The following is a 17,376-nucleotide window of genomic DNA, read 5'->3' as shown; positions in this document are numbered from 1 at the left end:
CCAAGCGCTGGGGCCGCAACCGCATCACCCACTTCAGTGACTGCGTCGAGAAGCTTAAGCAGGCTCTCCAAGAGCCCGACCTCACCGGTTATGGGTCGCAGAAGCGGCATTCACATTTCATTGCCTCGAAGAGAAGTGCCTTTTTCATGTGGCCTACAGCATTTAGAAAGCGCTGGTTCAAGCGGCGGCGTGGGACAACAGTGTCCAGAAACTCCTCCCAGAGTAAGGCGAACAGCTCGTTCCACTTCTCACGCTTAGGCCACTTCATCTCAGCTTGGCAAGGATGCTCTCGGTGTCGTAGACGCAGCCGCCCCAGAGGCCGCCGGATGCCGTGACGAGGGCGGCCCAGAGGCGGGTGTCGTCGGGGAGCTGCGGGTCGGGCGCTAAATCATCGCGGAGCGGGCGGGTGGCGAAGTCGGGGTCGGAGATTAAGTTCACGGAGGCGGTGAGATTCACGCGATCCACGATAATCTCGATCGTGTCGCCGTCGTGGACTTTACCGATGGGGCCGCCTGCCAGCGCCTCGGGGCCGATGTGTCCGATGCACGCTCCTGTGGAGACGCCGGAGAATCTTGCATCCGTGATAAGCGCGACTTCCTTGCCAAACGGCAGAAACTTCAGGGCACTGGTGAGCTGGTAGGTCTCCTCCATGCCCGTCCCGAGCGGCCCACGGCAGGTTAAGACAATCACATCGCCCGCAATAATTTTCCCACCCTTGATCGCTGCAATCGCATCACGCTCGCTGGTGAAGACTTTCGCGGGGCCGGTCTTGCGGTAGACACCGTCTGCGCCCACCACCGACGGGTGGATACTCGTTGCTTTTATCACGCTCCCCTCCGGCGCGAGGTTGCCCATCGGGAAGCAGACGGTGCTGGTGAGGCCCTTCTTGCGGGCGTGCTCCGGGTCGGAGATCACGTCGTCGGGATCGACGCCGTCTTTGTCGCGCAGGACTTGGCGGACTTTCTCGCGCCGCTCGCTGGTCTCCCACTCGGCCAGGTTCTCGCCCACCGTCTTGCCATTGACCGTCAGACAGTCCAGATGCAGCAGCCCTAAATTGCGCAGATGGAGCATCACCTCGGGGACGCCACCCGCGAGATACATCCGCACGGTGGGGTGGTCGTTGGGGCCGTTGGGGAGCACGTCTACTAAGCGCGGCACGGATCTATTCACCCGAATCCAGTCGTCCACGCTCGGGCGCTTGAGCTTGGCGGCGTGGGCGATGGCGGGAATGTGCAAGAGTAAGTTGGTCGAGCCGCCGCAGGCCGCATGTACCAGCATGGCGTTCTCGATACTCTTATCGGTGAGGATATCGCGGCCTTTGATTCCATTGGCATCGAGTGCGAGCATGGCGTTGGCGGTGCGGGTGGCGATATCGAACCAGATCTTCTGGCCGCTGGGCGCGAGCGCGGCATGGGGAACCGTCAGCCCGAGCGCCTCAGAGACGGCTTGGGCCGTGGCTGCGGTGCCGAAGAACTGACAGCCGCCACCGGGCGTTGCGCAGGCGCGGCAGCCCGCTTCGGCGGCCTCTTTGAGCGTGATGAGGCCGTGTGAGAACCGCGCCCCGATAGTCTGGACTTTTCCCGCGTCCTCGCCATGTTCTGGGGGCAGGGTGACGCCACCGGGGACAATGGCGCAGGGTAAATCTCGCATCCCGGCCAGCGCCATGAGCATCGCGGGGAGCCCTTTATCACAAGTGGCGACCCCGATCACCCCACGCCGGGTCGGCAAGCTACGGATCAGACGGCGCAGGACAATCGCGGCGTCGTTGCGGTACGGAAGAGAGTCGAACATCCCGGTCGTGCCTTGGCTGCGGCCATCGCAGGGGTCGGAGACAAACCCAGCGAACGGGATCGCGCCGCGCCGCGCCAGCTCCTCGGCGCACTCACGCACCTGCAAGCCGACTTCCCAGTGCCCCGTGTGGTAGCCCAGCGCAATCGGCTTGCCGTCCTCGCCGCGCATCCCCCCGAGGGTCGAGAGTACCAGAAACTCCCGCCCGACCACCTTCGAGGGCTCCCAGCCCATGCCCGCGTTCATCGAGAGCCCAAAGAGATCCCCGGACGGGCGCTCTCGCAGCATCTCCTCAGTCAGGGGCAGCTCCCCTGCAGGCCCGGCGGCTTTCGTCGCCACATCGTAGATATCGTCGCTATTTATCACACGGGTATTTTACCCGGCGGGCGATGAATCTCTCTCCCGCCGATTTATGCTGGAGCTTCTGGAGGCAGGTGTAGTACACTGGGCCAAGGAGTTTTATGCGCATCACTCTCGCGACACTGGGCTCGTTTGGCGATCTACATCCGTTTCTGGCGATTGGCCTAGGGCTGAAGGCGCGGGGCCATGACGTCACCCTGGCATCGTGCCCGATCTACAAGAGCAAGGTGGAGGCAGCAGGCCTGCGCTTTGCGCCGCTCCGTCCCGATGCGCCCTCGCCGGAGAAGGCAAGCGAGCTGGCGGAGCGTGTGATGGATGCACGCAAGGGAACTCGTGCGGTGATGGATGAGTGGACGATGCCTGCTCTACGCGACACCTACGCGGATCTAGCGGCGGCGTGCGCCGGGGCGGACTTGCTCATCAGCCACACGATTGTCTTTCCTGGCCCCCTGCTCGCGGAGAAAACCGGCCTGCCCTTTCTCTCGGTCGTGCTCCAGCCGATTGTCTTCTTCTCTGTACACGATCCCTGCATTCCCCCCACCACCCCGCGCTGGCAGGGCTTTGCCAAGCTTCCCAAATCACTGGTGCGCCTCGCCTACAAACTTGGCTGGCAGCTGACCCGCCCTTGGCTGCGGCCCGTGGACGCGCTTCGCACCGAGCTGGGCCTTCCCCCTAGCAAGAAGCACCCCTTGATTGAGGGGCAGTTCTCGCCGCTCGGGACGCTGGCGCTTTTCTCCTCGGCCTTGGGGGCCGCCCAGCCCGACTGGCCGCAGAGCACGGTTCAGACCGGCTTTGCTTTCTACGACTCGCTGGAGGGGAAAGATGCGGCACTTTCCCCAGAGCTGGAGGCGTTTTTGGCGGCAGGCGAGCCGCCGATTGTCTTTACGCTAGGCAGCTCCGCCGTGATGACGGCAGGGAACTTCTTTGAGGAAGCCGTGAAGGCAACCAAGGCACTAAATGCCCGCGCGGTCTTGCTCACGGGGCGTGGCCAGCCCGTGCCACCGAACTTGCCGCCGAGCATTCTCGCCGTGCCCTATGCGCCACACTCGCTTCTCATGCCACGAGCCGCCGTCAATGTGCACCAAGGCGGGGTGGGGACGACGGGGCAGGCGCTGCGAGCGGGCAAGCCACAGGTCATCGTCCCGTTTGCCCACGACCAGCCAGATCACGCCGCCCGCATCACCCGCGCCGGGCTGGGACGTACGGTCTACCGCGATGCCTGCACCGCCCAGACACTCGCCGCTACGCTCCAGCCGCTTCTCACAGACATCATGCTACAAGAGCGCTGCCGCCGCGTGGGCGAGCAGCTCCAGCAAGAAGACGGCATTGCCCGTGCCTGCGAGGCCATCGAGCAGTTTGTGGCTCTGGTAAAATAGACACGATGAGACGCTCTCCGCAACTAATGATCGCTCTTATCATTGTCATTGTGACGATGATCAGCTATGCAGGCAACCGTAGCAACAACGAGTACACGGGCAAAGTTCAGCATCTCGCAATGACCACCGATCAGGAGATCGCCCTTGGGTTGCAGTCTGCTCCTGAGGTAGCGGCGCGGTACGGCGGGGAGAGCCGCGACCGAGCCGCGGTAGCCAAGGTCGAGGAAGTAGGGGAGCGCATCGTGCGCGCCGCCGTGAAGGAGAGTCCCTACAAGTTTCAGTTCCATTTACTGGCGGATCAGAAAACCGTCAATGCCTTTGCGCTCCCCGGCGGCCAGGTCTTTATCACCGAGGCGCTCCTGCGAAGGCTCCACACCGAGGGCGAGCTTGCCGGAGTGCTGGGCCACGAGATCGGGCACGTGGTCGGACGGCACGGGGCGCAGCAGCTTGCCAAGCAGCAGCTCACGCAGGGCCTCGTCGGGGCGGCGGGCGTGGCTTCTTACGATCCCAACAACCCCGGACGGAGCGCGGCAACCGCCCAGATGGCGCAGCTGGTGGCCTCAACCGTGAACATGAAGTATGGGCGCAACGATGAGCTGGAGTCGGATCAGCTCGGCGTGCGCTTTCTCCCCCAGGCGGGCTACGATCCCCGCGCGATGATCGGGGTGATGGAGACACTTCAAGCGGCGGGCGGTGGGGGGCGCACGCCCGAGTTCTTCAGCACGCACCCCAACCCTGGAAACCGCATCGGGCACATCAAAGCTGCCATCGAGCAGCAGTTTCCCAGCGGCATTCCCGCTGGCCTAGAGCCCTAGCGGCTACAAACGCGCTTGGATCGCTCTCTCGATCTCTTTGACATCAATCTGCCCGCTCCAGTGCTGAAGAATCTGCCCGTCTTTGACCAGGAGCACCGATGGCACCGACTTCACGCCCCATGCCTGCCAGATGGTCTCGCCATTGAGCAAGATCGGGTAGGTGAGCTTGGTTTTCGACTTTGCCAGAAACGGCACCACTTTCTTGGCCCCTTCTTCGTCGAGCGAGATGCCGACTACCGTGAAGTTTTTAGCGGCGTACTTTAGCTGAAGCTTCTGCATATCCGGCATGGCCTTCACGCATGGGACGCACCAGGTCGCCCAGAAGTCCACTAAAACCAGCTTGCCCTTCAGAGACTCCAGCGTGACGGTCTCGCCACTGGGTGTTTTTAGAGCAAAGGGCGGCGCGGGGCGCGGAACGGGAGCCGGGATATAGGCCTCGGGGTCTTTTAAAAAGCGCTCCACTTCGCCTTTGTTGCAGAAGTAATACGTCTTGCCCTTGTAGCTCGCCGCACCTGCGGGCTTTTCTTCCTCGGACTCGCCACTCTGGGAGCAGACGAGGCAGAGCGCCTTGGCGGGGAGCTTGCCGGTGACGCGCTGTGCTTTTTCTTGAAACCATCTCATATAGAACCTCAAAAATTCCTTGCGAAGGCAATCCCGACGCGTTTATTGAAGGCCGCGATCAGGCTGATGCTCTCGCCGCGCTTGCTGAACCAGGAAAGCGTCGTGTGGCCGTACTTGCCATCGCACATCGGCAAGAGCACCAAGTTGTCTTTAAGCGCAAAGCTCGCCCCAAAGGGCACCAGAACCTCGCGGCCAAACTCCGAGTAGGCCAGCCCGACATACGGCGCAACCCGCCCCTTTTCACCGCCGAGCTGCTTCTGCGCGGAGACAAAGTAGCTCATCCCGCGCGGCGTCCCGATTCTATCGCTGGAGAAGCCCGCCACGATCCCCGGACGGCTCTCGCTCTCGGGCTGGATAAAGTAATTCCCCACCGGGTTGAGCTTCGCCTCGGGCGCGTTGGCATTGAACTCCACCCCTACCTGGAAGCGCGGCGAGACGCGCCCGGTGAGTGTTGTGCGCCAGCGGGGGCGCTCCTGCACGGAGTCCACATAGCGCTGCGCAAACTGAAACTTTCCCTCGACACCACTCGCACGGAGCGGCGATCCCTCACCGGGTCAGCCCGTTCACGGAGGGAGTGTCGAGCGCAGCTTGTCCTTCACCGACTGGCCGCTCCCTTCCTGCGCGAGGCCAGGAGCGGCACCGAGTGCTAGGAGGCCAAGTAAGATCGCTGCGGGTAGCGAGCGCATCGTCTACTTCACCGGCACGAGGCGGATGATCTTATCGGGCTGATTCAGTGCGACATAGACCATGCCATCGGGGCCGACGGCGACATCGCGGACGCGGCCTTGACGCCAGAAGAGCTTCTCTTCCTCGACGACCTTGCCGTTTTGTACCCGAATACGAAACACCGGGCCGCCCAAAGCAAGGCCCCCTGCCACCAGATCGCCCTTCCACTCGGGAAAAGCACTGCCCTGCATAACATCTAGGCCACAGGCACCGATGCTCGGGAGCCAGCGGAGCGTGGGGGTGGCGAAGTTCTGCCCCTCTTTGGGCCAAGGTAGCGCGAGGGGAGAGTCGTTGTAGTTGATCGAGGTGGCGATAATCGGCCAGCCGTAGTTTGCGCCTTTCTGGATCACGTTGAGCTCATCCCCGCCGCGTGGGCCGTGCTCCGTGTCCCAGAGGTTGCCCTTGAGATCCAGCACCAGCCCCTGCGGGTTGCGGTGTCCCCAGCTCCAGATCGCGGGGAGCTGATTGGTATCTTTGACAAAAGGATTGTCTTTAGGGATACTGCCGTCTTCGTTGACCCGGAAGATCTTTCCGTTGGGCAGCGCTAAGTCTTGGGCTTTCTCACCACTGCCGCGCTCACCGTGGCTGAAGAAAACGTGGCCTTTTTTATCAAAGACAATGCGCGAGCCAAAGTGCACACCGCTGGGGCTGTAGGTCTCGGGCTTGCTCTGGTAGATTGTCTGCTCGCTATGCCACGACGCCGTCAGGCCCTCGATCTTGAGCTTGCCGCGCACGATCTTGGTCATTCCCGCCTTTGGGTCGGTGGGCGATGGATCAGTGAGCGAGAGGTAGACCCAGCCGTTCTTGGCGTAGTTGGGGTGCACCGCAACGTCCATCAGGCCGCCTTGGCCGATCTCGCGTGTGGCGGGCAGTCCCGTGATTTCCGGGCCGACCTCGCCGTTTTGCGACAGTCGCAGTGCGCCGGGGCGGTTGGTGATGAGCATCTTGCCGTCGGGGAGCCAGTCAATCCCCCACGGCACCGCGAGGCCCTTGCCTTTTTCCACCACGGTCTCCAGGCGAAACTTGGCACGCTGGGATGTGTAGACCCCGTCGGTCTCTTTCGGCCCCGCAACCAGCGCCTCGGTGTATTTATTCTGGAGCTCACGAAGATGAACCACCAGCCCCCAGATCGTCTCATCGCTCATGGTCGGGCCGTAGGCATCCATCCCCATATCCGGGACGCCTTTTTTAATGGCATCGAAGAACGGCTTGTCGTGCTCGGCGCCGAACTTCTCCAGCGTCAAGAGAGTCTTCGTCCCGCCGCCGCCACCCTCGCCCTGCTCCCCGTGACACTTCGCGCAGGTGTCGTTGTAGAGCCGCGTCAGGTTGATGGCTTGCTGCTGCGGAGCTTGCTTGCTAGGCTTCGCGTTGCTGCTCTTTTCCAGAGGCAGCAAGAGAAAAGCACAAGCCGTGAGTGTGAGTGCAATAGATAGTTTGAACATGGAAATAAGTTATACCGCAGAGCGACAGCTACTCAATCACTTTCCGGGTGGCGAGGTCGTATTTCTTTCCACTGGGAACGGACTCGGGGCCGGGCTTGGCGGCGTCGTAGAAATTGACGCGGGTGCGGCCGGTGACCTCGGCGATGGAGCCTTGGACGATCAGAGCGGTGGCTTCGTCTATGCCGACCCCGAGCAGCTGCGGATAGGTCTTGATGAGCAGCTCCATGTCTTTGAAGCGATTCCGCTGGGTGAAGTGCTGGTCAATGGCCATGCCGGGGAGAAAGCCTAGGCCGCGCTCGTAGCCGCCGGCGATAATGTCCTCGGGGCCGAGGGGGTTGCCACGGGCCATGTACTCGCCTTGAATGGACGCGCCCGCGCTGCTGCCCCCGATCACGCCGCCGCGCTTTAAGACCTCGTGCATCAGCTTGGCGGCCTTGGTGTTTTCGTAGGCATCCACAAAGCGCCACTGTCGTCCGCCGCCAAACCAGACTCCGGTGGCGCGCTTGAGCAGGGCCAGCACCTCGGGCTTGTCCACGGCCTCGGGGGTGCGGCCCGTGAGCTCGACGACTTCTTTGGCGCCCAAGCGGCGAAAGGTCTCCGCCATGCCGTCTTTGGGGGGAAGGGGGTCGGGCATGGAGATGGGGATCACGGCGATGATGGCTTTCTCCGGGCCGCCCGCCAGCTCGACAAAGCGCTGCGACAGCCCCTGCGGCATCCCGCCCCCACCGATAATTACTAGCGTCCCCGACGGCACATTCGGCGTGGCGAGTGTCTTGGGAGGGAAGATGGGCTCGGTGCGCTGGCGGCTCCAGCGGCGCAGGGCCGTGAGGTCGAGCAGTCGCTCGCGTGCTGTGGGCTTGAGAACCTCCTCGGGGTGAAAGCGCGTGGCGCGGAGGCGGATCGTCACGGGGGCGGTGCCTAGCTGCTGGATCAGCCGTCCCGTGATGGCAAGCGCCGAGCCCTCGGCGAACTCATAGCGGATCGCGGCATTGGCATCGGGGAGGAGGCCGTCTTTCAGGGCAGTCTGGGTGAAGGCGACGTTCCCCCCGAGGGTCGCGCCACGGGCTTGAGCGGCTTTGAGCGCATCGAGCACTTTCCCCTTGGGCGCTTCTTTAAGCTCCCACCAGACCCCCGTGGCCTCGGCCAGCTCTTTTGGCTCCGGCGCTTTGTCTTTCACCGCGACAAACTTGCCCTCCAGCGGCTTGGCGAGGCGCGTGAAGGTCAGAAACGCCTCCGGGGCGGTGGGACCGGGGCCACAGAGAATCAGAGCGCCGGGGATACCGTCGGCGAAGCTTGGGATCATGGTTGTTTTCCTGAGTTAGAGAAGCTGGGATAGCGGTCGAAGTCGTCTTTACCGGCGGCGCGTGGATCGCCGGTTTTCTGGAGAGTCTCGTCGAGCTGGGTGCGGAGCCGGGCGAGTGTCTTGACGTGCTTTGGACTTGCCGCGAGATTCGTGAGCTGGTGCGGGTCGGCCTTGAGGTCGTAGAGCTCCTCAGCAGGGCGCTTGGCGATCGCCCAGGCGGCAAAGCGCGGGTCGGTGCTCTCGACCACGGCCTGCTTACTGGGCGAGCCCTTGATCGAGTCTGCCTGGTCAATATCCGGAAAGAGCGGCGGGTCGCCTGCGGGCCAGCGCTCGGGGGCGAGGTTGCGGATATAGAGAAAGTCCGTGGTGCGAATCGCCCGTGCGGGGTAGCCCAGGTTGCCTGCCCGTGCCTTCACAAAGTGCCGCTCCCGCCCAAAGTACACCGTGTCGCGCTTCTGCTTCTTCCCCGACGTGAGTAGCGGCAGGAGGCTCTGGCCTGTAACTTCTGGGGGGATGGACACGCCCGCAGCTTCCAAAAAAGTCGGAGCCAGATCGGTGTGGCTGACCAGCTCGCTGCGCTTTTGGCCCGGCTTGATGCGCCCCGGCCAGCGGATGGCTAGCGGCATACGGGCTCCGGCATCGTAGAGGTTGGTCTTGCCATGAGGGAAGGGGAAGCCGTTGTCGCTGGTGACGACGACCAGCGTGTTTTGCGCCCGCCCGGTGCGCTCCAGCGTTGCCAAGAGTCGCCCGAGCTCGCTATCAAAGTCCTCAATTTCGCTGAGATAGTCTAGCAAGTCTGAGCGCACCTCGGGGGTGTCCGGGAGAAACGGGGGAACCGTCGCGCTGTCGAGCTTCTTGCCCCGGGCCTGGCCACTCCCTGTTTTATAGGTTCGGTGTGGGTTCTGGCTCCCAAACCAGTAGCAAAACGGCGCATCGTCTGTCACGGTTTTCAAGAACGCGTCGAAGCTGGCAAACGGCGGCCCGGCGGGGTTGTTCTTGCGCCCGTACTGGGTGAAGTCCCCCGGCCCCCAGCCCTTGCCCGTGAGTCCGATTTTGTAGCCTGCCGCCGCGAGTAAGTCCGTGTAGACCGGAGCCGTATTGGGCCAGAACGACCAGAGATTGGCCCCCTCACCAAGCCGCCAGATATGCTGCCCGGTGAGAATCCCGCCGCGTGAGGGCGTGCAAGACGGCGATGCACAGAACGCATGGGTAAAGAGCGCTCCTTCACGGGCGACACGGTCAAAGTGGGGCGTCTGTACCGCTTTTTCGCCGTAAGCTCCAAAGTGGCACCACGATGCATCATCGGCGATGACAAAGAGAAGACTGGGGCGCGTGTCCATGTCAGGCATTTTACCTGCCCGCGCCCCGATCTGGTGTTTTGCCTCCCGGCCTCGCACTACTCGGCCACCCTCCGGCTCCGCGAAGGGTTAGCCCCCCCTTCGCAGGGAGGAACGACCGAAAGCCGGAGGGGGTGGCCGAGTAGTGCGAGGCCGGGGGAGGTTTGCCCGCGCCCCGATCTGGTGAGGTTAGGTAAAGAACGGCGCGGGGCGCTCAGGCTTGTTCTCGACACGGGTGAGCCAGTAGTGGGCATCCCACTTGTCGTCATCGAGCAAGAAGCGCCAGAGCTTGATGCGCTGGGTGATCTCTAGCCGGTCGTCGTTGCCGTACCAGCGATGGTTTCGGTTCAGAATTCCTGGCACCTCCGCGCTACTGAGATCGTCGGTGTTCCAGAGCTGGCGCTGCCGCACCGTCGGGTTGAGGCGCAACTTGAACATGTAGCGCATCTGCTCGGTGTGATTGGGCTGGGCGCAGTGCCAGATCCCGTGGTGGCCGACCGCAATCGTCCCGGCTTTACAGACAATCGGGAGCTGGCCCCGGAAGTTCTGGTAGCGCCCGATATCGGTCTCATGAATCCGGCGCAGGTGGCTGCCGGGCAGAAACATCGTCCCGCCCATCTCGCGCGGCGTGTCATGAGGGAAGTAGAAAAGCTGGATATCGAAGTGCTGGCGCGGGTCAATAATATTGTCCGCGTGCCAGATCTGCCCCTCTTCATGGCGCGGCCCCACTTTATGAAACGCATGGTGATCATAGAGTGGCGACGGCCCGACGAGGCTACGAATAATCCCCTCCACTTGTGGGAGCCGGAAAAGCGCCCCAAAGCCCTGGGAGTCTTTCCAGATATTGCTCAGTTCTTGGCCAGATTTTTCGTAGCCAATCGGGATTGCCTTGTTGTCAATCTCCTGCATTGCGGCTTGATTGACATCATTGGGGATGAGCTCTGGGAAGACCAGCAGGCCATCGGCGACGAAGTTTGCCATCTGCACCGTTGTGAGTAGATGCTCTTTGCTAACCATTGCTGATATCCTCCAGCTTTTCTAAAATATACTCAAAGCGCAAGTAGGACGTGGTCAGCTCCATCCCCGGATAGGCCGGGTTGAGCTGCGGGAACTGGATCACGCGCCAGCCGTCTTTCATCGCCTCAATCACTGAGTTGTAGGGGGGCGTGTCGCTGTCGCCCGTGGTGTGGTGCTCCTTGCCCGTCCCGTCCCAGATGGACCAGGCACAGACCCCGCTGTTCAGCGCGGGATAGTGCAAGTACAGCACCAGCAATTTCTGCCGTAACATCGTTTTTTCTCCAGAGTGCCCCAAGGTCGCCCCGGTGAGAGCGGGGCGTCAACGAGCCTCGTTCCTCGGCTACAAAGGCCTTCGGCCATAACGAATTTTTATGGCTGAAGGCCTTCCCAGCGCGAAGCGCTCGTTGACGCCCCCCTCCAACGGGGGCGACCCTACAGGGCGGAATTGGTTGATTTTAATAGTTTTTCTTTTGTCTTTCAATGGCCTGGGTTGTCAATTGGTGGTAAAAAATCGTGGTGAATGTGAGTGTCGAGAACTGGCAAGCGATCGAGTGGCCCCTCTGCCTCGCCGAGCCACCGGTGCTGGCGCAGATGTCGGCGGGCTTGCACGGGAGCCAGAGCATGGATCGCTTCCAGCTCCCCACTCTCTGGTCGTTGCACTTCTACCGCTACCGCGCGACGCTAGAGCTGGCCGGGAAGACGTTTCCCATTCGTCCTGGCTTTGTCGGGATTACGCCCCCTAACCAGCCTGTGGTCTACCACTATGAAGGCTCTTCGCCGCATCTCTACGCCCACTTTCGCCTGTCGCCAGGTGCGGCCACTGGGACAATCCCGCTCATGCAGGATCTGGGGACGCGCTTTCCGCTGCTCTACGCACAGTTCGAGGAAGTGGCGCTTGCGCCGCACCTGCCCCGCTGGCGTCGTGAGGCCCGCCTCTGGGAGCTGCTCTGCCAGCTCACCGAGCGCCCCGCGCCCCAGACCAGCCTGACCGGTCATCCTGCGGTCACCGCGACCATCGAACGCATCGAGCAGCGCCTCGGGGAGCCGCTCAGTATCGCCCAGCTAGCCCGAGAAGCCGGGGTTTCCTATAGCTATCTGGGGCGACTCTTTCAGCAGCAAATAGGAACAAGCGCTATTGGCTATCTTCGCCAGCGCCGCATCGCGCGCGCCGAGCACCTGCTCCGAGAGTCCACGCTCCCGATAAAATCCGTCGCCATTGCCGTTGGTATCTCCGACCTACATCTCTTCAACAAAACTATTCGAGCTGCTTTAGGCGCCTCCCCACGTGCCTTGCGCACGCAAGGAGATCAACCATGATTGCACGAGAACTTAGCTTTGCAGGTGTCACTTTCACGGTCGCCACAGTGCGACGCAGTCCGGGCCGCTTCTGGTGCAGAACGGTAAGTTTCACCCAAAGTTCACGCCGGGCTCGGCCAACCGTAATTTCAGAAATGGGGTAGGAGCCACCAAAGACGGCAAGGTAGTTTTCGTGCTGTCTCACTTCCCCGTCAACTTCCACGATTTTGCCCGCCTCCCCAAACGATAGGAGGGATTTCCTCGGGCGCTCGCGAACCAGAGACTATGATGCACCGTGGCTTTCTGGCTCTGGCCCTTGGGGCGATTCCCCTCACTCTGGCGCTCGCGGCTCCCCCGCCGCCGGAGCAAACAACGTCATCGGAGGCGTTTGAGCGCTCCGTCCGGCCTGTCTTGGCGGAGAAGTGTCTCTCTTGCCACGGCGCAACCCAGCAGCTTGGGGGCGTGCGGCTGGATAAGACGCTCTCCAAAGACCAGGCACAAAAGCTGGTCTCGGCGATTGGCTACACGGGGGCAGTCAAGATGCCGCCTTCCGGTAAGCTCCCCGAGAGCGAGCGCCTTGCCCTGACAAGCTGGGCTCAGAGTGGGGCACTTGCCCCCCCCGCCCCCAAGCTTGGGGGAGCCCGTGTGGGAGCGTGGCCTTACTCGCCCGTGAAGCTTAGCCTTGCGCCGCCAGTTGCGGGAGCACGGACAGACATTGATGCGTTTCTGCTGGCACGGCTCCAGAGGCAAGGGCTGAGATTTGCACCCAAAGCCGATAAACGGACGCTGATCCGTCGCCTGAGCTTCGATCTCACGGGCCTGCCGCCCACGCCCGAGCGGGTCGAGGCGTTTGTCAAAGACTCCCGCCCCGATGCCTACGAAAAGCTAGCCGACGAGCTGCTGGCCTCTTCGGCGTATGGCGAGCGCTGGGGGCGACACTGGCTTGATGTGGCACGCTACGCCGACTCCGCCGATGCGCGCGGGCTGGGCAGCGAGGGCGATATTAGTGAGGCATGGCGCTACCGAGACTGGGTAATCGGGGCGCTCAATGCCGATATGCCTTACACCGAGTTCATTAAAAAGCAACTTGCAGGTGATGTACTTAGCGGCGATCCCGTCCCGACGGGCTTTCTGGCGATCGGCAACTGGGGCAACGGCGATGCGGACAAAGACAAGATCCTCACCGATATCGCCGACGACCAAGTGGACACGACTAGCAAGGCATTTCTAGGACTAACCGTGGGCTGCGCGCGCTGCCACGATCACAAGTTCGACCCGATCTCCACGCGCGACTACTACGCGATGGCGGGGGTATTCTTCTCCAGCCATATCCTGCCCAAGCTCACGCCCAAGGGGGCGGGCGAGGTAATGTTGCGCATCCCGTTGGAGACTCCAGCGCAGCGCACCGCACGCGAAAAACTCGCCGTGGTGGAGAAACAGCTCACCGAGGAGCGTGTAGCGGCGCGTAAGGCCATCGCGCTGGCGTGGGCACGCGAGGCAACGCAGGGGAAGCTTCCCACAAGCTCGGAGCGGCGCTGGCAGGAGTTTCTGGCGCTGGATGGCCCACCCACCCTACGATCGGCGATGCAGCGGGTCGGGAATATCGTGGGAATCGACGGCGTGAAAGGCGACAAGCCGGCGGTCAGTGCCACGGTCAATACCACGAGCCAGGCACAGCGGATTCTGACGTTCACGCTCCCGCCCCGCTCTGTGAATCTGCATCCTAGCCCCAGCGCAGGCGTGGCCGCGGTCTGGAAGGCGGAGCGGTCAGGAACCGTTGCGGTCGAGGCCACGCTTGCCGACGCCGACCCCGCGTGCGGCGATGGGTTTGCCTGGGAGCTACGGCAAGACGAAAAAGTGCTGGCGAGTGGGAAAGTGGCAAATGGCGGCACCGCGCCGCCGCTCAAGCGCGAAGTAACGGTTAAGGTGGGGGAGACACTCCTGCTCTGCGTCCTCCCCGGCGGCGAGTACTCCTGCGACACGACCACGATTGGCTGGAAAGTCGGTAGCGACGAGCTCACGAAAGACGCGCTCACCCATGCGGGCCAAGGCAGCTTTGGGCCGTGGCGCTTTGTCGATCTTGGCCCGGTTCAGCGCTCCGCCGAGGCAAGCGCGGTAGTCACGGCCTGGAAGTCGGGCGACCATGCCAAGGCGCTCGCCCTCGCCGCCGCGCTGCCACTGGAGCAGAGCCCATTTCTCCCCGACAGCGACAGCCAGCTTCCCACCGAAACGCAAACCCAGCTCGCCGCGCTGGAGCACGAACGCACTGCGCTCCAAGCCCAAATCCCCGCCGTTCCGCAGATTGCCAATGGGATCGCGGAGGGCGGTGTCCCCGGCACGCCCCACGACGGTGTCCACGATGTCAAAGTGCATAAACGTGGCCGCTACGACAACCTCGGTGAGCTCGTACCCCGTGGCGCACCGGTCGTGCTGGGTGGAGGACCGCTCAAGATCGCCTCGGGCAGTGGCCGTCGCGAGCTTGCCGGGTGGATCGCGAGTGAGAAAAACCCCATGACGGCTCGGGTGATCGCCAACCGGCTCTGGCAGGGGCACTTTGGACGTGGGATTGTCGCCACGTCCAGCAACTTCGGAGCTCTCGGGGAGAAAGCCACGCACCCAGAGCTACTGGACTATCTGGCTCGTGAGCTCGTGCAGAGCGGCTGGAGCCTCAAGGCTCTCCACAAGCGCATCGTCACCAGCGATGCCTACCAGCAGTCCTCCATTCCGTCGGCCCTTGCCCTCGCCAAAGACCCCGATAATCGCCTGCTCTCCCGCGCCCCACGCCGCCGCTTAGAAGCAGAGGCGCTCCGCGATGCCCTGCTCTCGGCGTCGGGGAAGCTGGATAGAGCACCCGGTGGCCTCGCGTTTCGGGATATCGCCACGCCGCGCCGGACGGTCTACGCCATGACGATCCGCTCGGACAGAACGGGCTTTGGGCCGCTCTTTGACAGCGCCGACCCAACCAACAGCGCGGAAAAACGCACGATCTCGACAGTCGCGCCGCAGGCCCTCTACTTGCTCAACAGCCCCTTCGCGCTGGAGCAGGCGCAGGCCCTCGCCGCCCGCCTCAAGGCCCATCCGGGAACCGATTCCGAGCGCATCCGCTACACCTACACTCTGCTCTATTCCCGCCCGCCGTCGCCCAAAGAGTTCGCTCTTGGCCAGAGTTTCCTGACCAAACTAGGCCCCGACGGCTGGGATGCCTACGCCCAAGCGCTCCTCTGCGCCAACGAGTTCTGCTATGTGGACTAAAAACATGACACGACGTGAGATTTTACAAAACTGGGGCACGGGCTTTGGAATGCTCGGCCTCGCGAGCCTGCTCGCCGACGATGCACAGGCTACCCCCCTAACCCCCGCCCGGCGGGGGGACAAAAAGGAATTTCCGCATATCCCCCCCGTTGGACGGGGGATGGGGGGGCCAAAAGCCAAGCGCGTGATCTTTTTGTTCATGTCTGGCGGGCCATCGCACGTGGACACGTTTGACCCCAAGCCGCGCCTGACTGCCGAGATGGGCAAGCCCCTGCCTTTTGCCAAGCCGTCGCTGGAGCGCACTAAGACCGGCAACTTGCTGGGCTCGCCATGGCAGTTCAAGAAGCACGGTCAGTGCGGCACCGAGGTCAGCGAGCTCTTTCCCAAAGTGGCGGAGTGCGTCGATGATATGTGCGTCATTCGCTCCATGGTCGCCGACAACATCAACCATAATGGCGCATGCCTCCAGATGAACACGGGTGAGCAGGCGTTTTCAAGGCCGTCGCTGGGCTCGTGGCTCTTGTATGGGCTAGGGACAGAGAATAAAAACCTGCCAGGCTATGTCGTGCTCTCGCCCGCTCAGCCCGCGCAGGGGGCACCGCTCTGGACCAGTAGCTTCCTGCCCGCCGCGTTCCAGGGGACGCTGGTCAGCGACCTCAAGAACCCCATTGCCAATCTGAGCAATGCCAAGCTCTCGGCGCAGAAGCAGCGCGAGCAGCTGGACTTGCTGGCGCAATTAAACGCCCAGCACAAAGCGGCCCGGCCTGGCGATGCCCAGCTAGAGGGCCGCATCCAGAGCTTCGAGCTGGCGTTTCGCATGCAGCGCGAGGCCCCTGAGGCTTTCGATGTGGAGCGTGAGAGCGCGGAGACCAAGAAGCTCTACGGCCTCGACAACCCGCTCACCGAGACCTTCGGGCGGCAGTGCTTGATGGCGCGGCGGCTGGTCGAGCGCGGCGTGCGGATGGTGCAGGTCTACCACACGGCGACGTCCAAGCGCTCCAGCTGCCAGCTCTGGGACCAGCATGGGGGGCTCAAGACCGAGCTGCCCAACAACTGCGCCGCCACGGATCAGCCCATCGCCGCGCTGCTCAAAGACCTCAGGGCACGGGGATTACTAGAAGACACGCTGGTGATCTGGGGCGGCGAGTTTGGGCGCACGCCCACCGCGGAGAGCATGGACGGCCGCGAGCACCACCCGTTCGGGTTCTCCATGTGGCTGGCGGGTGGCGGCGTGAAAGGCGGCATGGTTCACGGCTCCACCGACGAGTACGGCTGGCACGCCCAAGACAAGAAAGTCCACGTCCACGATCTACACGCCACGATTTTGCACCTGATGGGAATAGATCACACCAAACTAACGTATCTTTACGGAGGACGAAACTACCGCCTCACCGATGTCTACGGAACGGTGGTGACCGATATTTTGGCTTAACGGAGAATTTCAATGCAACGCCATCTAGCCCTACTTCGCGAGCTCTTCCCAATCCCCAAACGCCAGCACATAGACGGGGAAACGGCGGATCAGATTCTGGAGCGAGCCAAACAGCAACTCAATGCACTGCACTCTCAGCATCGGGAACAAGCGGTTTTAGCGATCACAGCCAAGAATAATCTGCAAAACCAGGTGGACGATCTGGGAAAGAAGATCCGGAATCTTCAGGAAAAAGCAGAAAGAGCCGTTGGCAAAGGTGAGCTACTGCTGGCAGATAAGCTCTTTCAGGAAAAGCAGGGCTACGAAGAATCGCTACGAAGTGCCGAAGAAACACTCCAGCATGCGGTGGAGACCGCCGAGCAGGTCAAAGTTACTATCAAGCGCGAGGAAGAGTGGATCTATCAGACAATGACGGCTACGATGGCATTCCAGACAAAGTGGAAAGACTGCGCGATCCAGCAGGAGATGCAGCAGCAGTTGGAGCGCATGGGCGTGTGGCACTTGATACACCCCCAAGAGCCGCCAATAGATCGCAAGACGGCGCGGGAGCTGGTGGGCTTTTTGCTACTGGTGATCGTCGGGCTATTTATCTTCGCCTTGAGGTAAAACAG

The 17,376-nt window shown here is 62.4% G+C and carries 15 protein-coding genes and 1 pseudogene; 7 read left to right on the top strand and 9 right to left on the bottom strand.

The annotated features are described in order from the left end of the window. Positions 1-264: 264 nt before the first annotated feature. On the bottom strand, positions 265-2,154 hold the full coding sequence (locus AC1XOS_RS01755; protein WP_481960492.1) for a YjhG/YagF family D-xylonate dehydratase: 1,890 nt from the start codon (positions 2,152-2,154) through the stop codon (positions 265-267). A gap of 95 nt (positions 2,155-2,249) precedes the next feature. On the opposite strand from AC1XOS_RS01755, the gene AC1XOS_RS01750 reads away from it, so the two are divergent. Continuing rightward, positions 2,250-3,524: a glycosyltransferase gene (locus AC1XOS_RS01750; RefSeq protein ID WP_481960491.1), complete on the top strand. Its 1,275-nt coding sequence runs from the start codon at positions 2,250-2,252 to the stop codon at positions 3,522-3,524. A 5-nt stretch (positions 3,525-3,529) separates the two neighbouring features. Continuing rightward, entirely contained in the window at positions 3,530-4,339 is an 810-nt protein-coding gene (locus AC1XOS_RS01745; protein ID WP_481960490.1) for a M48 family metalloprotease, read from the top strand. A 3-nt stretch (positions 4,340-4,342) separates the two neighbouring features. Here the strand turns inward: AC1XOS_RS01745 and AC1XOS_RS01740 are convergent, their stop codons facing one another. The 8 genes from AC1XOS_RS01740 to AC1XOS_RS01705 form a co-directional block, all read right to left on the bottom strand. Beyond that, positions 4,343-4,960 carry a redoxin domain-containing protein gene (locus AC1XOS_RS01740; protein ID WP_481960489.1) on the bottom strand — a complete coding sequence of 206 codons (618 nt, stop codon included), beginning with the start codon at positions 4,958-4,960 and terminating at the stop codon, positions 4,343-4,345. 8 nt (positions 4,961-4,968) lie between these two features. Next, positions 4,969-5,439 carry a hypothetical protein gene (locus AC1XOS_RS01735; protein WP_481960488.1) on the bottom strand — a complete coding sequence of 157 codons (471 nt, stop codon included), beginning with the start codon at positions 5,437-5,439 and terminating at the stop codon, positions 4,969-4,971. Between the two features lie 84 nt (positions 5,440-5,523). Then, a complete protein-coding gene (locus tag AC1XOS_RS01730; RefSeq protein WP_481960487.1) occupies positions 5,524-5,646 on the bottom strand; it encodes a hypothetical protein in 123 nt (40 codons plus the stop codon). A 3-nt stretch (positions 5,647-5,649) separates the two neighbouring features. Next, complete coding sequence (locus tag AC1XOS_RS01725) at positions 5,650-7,128, bottom strand: PQQ-dependent sugar dehydrogenase (protein ID WP_481960486.1); 1,479 nt, start codon at positions 7,126-7,128, stop codon at positions 5,650-5,652. Positions 7,129-7,156: 28 nt separating this feature from the next. After that, entirely contained in the window at positions 7,157-8,431 is a 1,275-nt protein-coding gene (locus AC1XOS_RS01720) for a cyanophycinase (protein WP_481960485.1), read from the bottom strand. Beyond that, a complete protein-coding gene (locus tag AC1XOS_RS01715) occupies positions 8,428-9,771 on the bottom strand; it encodes a sulfatase family protein (protein ID WP_481960484.1) in 1,344 nt (447 codons plus the stop codon). The genes AC1XOS_RS01720 and AC1XOS_RS01715 overlap by 4 nt, the downstream gene beginning before the upstream one ends. 186 nt (positions 9,772-9,957) lie before the next feature. Next, positions 9,958-10,785, bottom strand: a complete 828-nt coding sequence (locus AC1XOS_RS01710) for a phytanoyl-CoA dioxygenase family protein (protein ID WP_481960483.1) — start codon at positions 10,783-10,785, stop codon at positions 9,958-9,960. Beyond that, positions 10,778-11,056 (bottom strand): hypothetical protein, encoded by a 279-nt coding sequence (locus AC1XOS_RS01705; protein WP_309708841.1) that lies wholly within the window; start codon positions 11,054-11,056, stop codon positions 10,778-10,780. Before AC1XOS_RS01705 ends, AC1XOS_RS01710 begins: the two co-directional genes overlap by 8 nt. Before the next feature lie 242 nt (positions 11,057-11,298). Here AC1XOS_RS01705 and AC1XOS_RS01700 point away from each other — a divergent pair, with 242 nt between their 5' ends. The 5 genes and pseudogenes from AC1XOS_RS01700 to AC1XOS_RS01680 all read left to right on the top strand — a co-directional run bounded on the left by AC1XOS_RS01700 (position 11,299) and on the right by AC1XOS_RS01680 (position 17,371). Next, complete coding sequence (locus tag AC1XOS_RS01700) at positions 11,299-12,102, top strand: AraC family transcriptional regulator (RefSeq protein WP_481960482.1); 804 nt, start codon at positions 11,299-11,301, stop codon at positions 12,100-12,102. Positions 12,103-12,157: 55 nt separating this feature from the next. After that, positions 12,158-12,331: pseudogene (locus tag AC1XOS_RS01695) on the top strand (phosphodiester glycosidase family protein); the annotation flags it as partial. A 35-nt stretch (positions 12,332-12,366) separates the two neighbouring features. After that, positions 12,367-15,333 (top strand): DUF1549 and DUF1553 domain-containing protein, encoded by a 2,967-nt coding sequence (locus tag AC1XOS_RS01690; RefSeq protein WP_481960481.1) that lies wholly within the window; start codon positions 12,367-12,369, stop codon positions 15,331-15,333. 4 nt (positions 15,334-15,337) lie between these two features. Further along, on the top strand, positions 15,338-16,765 hold the full coding sequence (locus tag AC1XOS_RS01685; protein WP_481960480.1) for a DUF1501 domain-containing protein: 1,428 nt from the start codon (positions 15,338-15,340) through the stop codon (positions 16,763-16,765). Between the two features lie 12 nt (positions 16,766-16,777). Further along, entirely contained in the window at positions 16,778-17,371 is a 594-nt protein-coding gene (locus AC1XOS_RS01680; RefSeq protein WP_481960479.1) for a PspA/IM30 family protein, read from the top strand. Positions 17,372-17,376 lie beyond the last annotated feature (5 nt).

It is taken from the genome of Armatimonas sp. (assembly GCF_964826245.1).
This window is presented reverse-complemented; position numbering and strand designations above follow the sequence as displayed.